A 1,685-nucleotide genomic window follows, 5' to 3' on the forward strand; every position below is an offset into this window, starting at 1 on the left:
TTCATAAGGGCCGAGAAAGAGAATCTCACGATGGGCTTTGCCGAGAAGGTAATAATAGACAAACAAAATGCGGTGCCTTTCGAAGGGGTCCCATACGAACAAGCCTCTCTCGTCGAACCAATGGGAGTTGCGCTGGACCTCACATACACGGTCGATCCCAAGCTGAACGACGACGTGCTGATTGTTGGTCTGGGTCCGATCGGGCTCATGGTCGTTCAGATAGTCAAGGCCATGGGAGCGAGAAGAATCTTTGTTGCCAACCATTCAAGATCTAAGATAAGGATAGATGTTGCAAAGAGCTTTGGAGTGGAGGATGTTATACTCGTCGACAAGACCCCGATCAGCTCCTATAAATTCCCCAAGGAGGAGTCGATAGAGCTCTCGTAACCGCACCGCCTTACGTGATCCCCGAAGTTCTTGACGTCATGAATTTTGGAGGAGTCGTCGGCTTCATCGGAATAGATTACGGGGAGGGACGCTTCATAAAGTTCGATGCAAACAAGTTCCACTTCAACAAGCTTCAGCTTAGAGCCTCACATGCAGTTCCGGCTCTCTACTTTCCAAGATGCGTAGATATGATAAAGAGCGGAGCAGTAAATGTGAAACCGCTGATTACCGATACCTTCAAACTGGAAGATATAGGTGAGATGATGGTCAAGGCGGAGAACGAGAGAGACAAAGTAATCAAAGCAGTAATGCTAGATTGAGAATGAATACAGGGGCCCGCCTCAATGGCGGACCTTCTTCTTTGAGATCAACCTGACGAGAAAGGATGATCGTCATCGGTCAACAGTCCGCCGTCCTCCGAGAAGAACCGGTTCTTCGTTCCGACGCCGCGCGTCCAGGTTCTTGTCTGAGATTCCGTCATCTGAACTTGTTTCAGAATCTCGATGATCCTCAGAATCGCTGCACACTGATGAAAACCACGTTGTCCGTCAACGGTCTTCCGCACCCCGCAGAGAAGATCAAAACCAGATCCCGAAACAAGTTCGGGATGACCCTGAACAGGAGACCCCAAACAGGAGCCCTGAACAAGATTATTTCAGGACAGGCTCATTGGGGCAGGCTTCAGGGCAGGCTCATTGGGATGACAACTAACGGTTATTCCGAAAAGGCTAGAGATTCCGTCATTCCGACAAAGCTCCTGGTCGGAATCTCGATGCTATTGCTTCACGGCTCTCCTCGACGAACGGAGAACCGTCCAACGGCCAACCAGTTCCTTTGCTCTTTCCAACCTCTTACCACTGACCTCTACCCCCGGTCTTTCAAAGACCGAAACAAGTTCGGGATGACAATGTGAGGAACTTCCAAAAGCCGATGTCGGGATAACTTCCTCAAACGCAGCAAAACCTTGACTTTATTAGCCGTTTCTGTTCACGAGAACCGAGACCCGTTTTGTTGGACTTTTCTACAACTCACAACTTTGAACTTGCAACTGATCCTTTGCTCTTCCAACTTCTGACCACTGACCTCTAACCTCGGTTTCTCAAAAGCCCAGATCCTGAACAGGAGCGCTTCAGGATGACAAAATAAGTTCGTTCTGATCAGATCACTTTAATTTGCTTGCTCTTTTTCTTTGGTTTTTGCCTCCTGGCGCGTAAGCGCCAGCATCACTTCCCCGGATGTTCTTCCGGGCATCACTTCCTCGCGCCAGCGAGCCTCACTTCCTGCCGGAGGCAGCATCA

General features: G+C 49.6%; 2 protein-coding genes and 1 pseudogene. 2 read left to right on the forward strand and 1 reads right to left on the reverse strand.

Going from position 1 to position 1,685, the window contains the following annotated elements; genetic code table 11:
• Nucleotides 1-387 (forward strand): annotated as a pseudogene (locus BG32_RS16020) (L-threonine dehydrogenase); the annotation flags it as partial.
• 38 nt (nucleotides 388-425) lie between these two features.
• On the forward strand, nucleotides 426-707 hold the full coding sequence (locus BG32_RS16025; protein ID WP_259459434.1) for a hypothetical protein: 282 nt from the start codon (nucleotides 426-428) through the stop codon (nucleotides 705-707).
• A gap of 47 nt (nucleotides 708-754) precedes the next feature.
• On the opposite strand, the gene BG32_RS15415 is transcribed toward BG32_RS16025, so the two are convergent.
• Nucleotides 755-1,018, reverse strand: a complete 264-nt coding sequence (locus BG32_RS15415) for a hypothetical protein (protein ID WP_147434790.1) — start codon at nucleotides 1,016-1,018, stop codon at nucleotides 755-757.
• Nucleotides 1,019-1,685 lie beyond the last annotated feature (667 nt).

This window comes from Mesotoga sp. HF07.pep.5.2.highcov, assembly GCF_003666285.1.
Lineage (GTDB): Bacteria > Thermotogota > Thermotogae > Petrotogales > Kosmotogaceae > Mesotoga > Mesotoga prima.

Coding starts and splice junctions, on each gene's coding strand:
- BG32_RS16025 (WP_259459434.1), top strand. CDS start 426: ATGAATTTTGGAGGAGTCGTCGGCTTCATCGGAATAGATTACGGGGAG.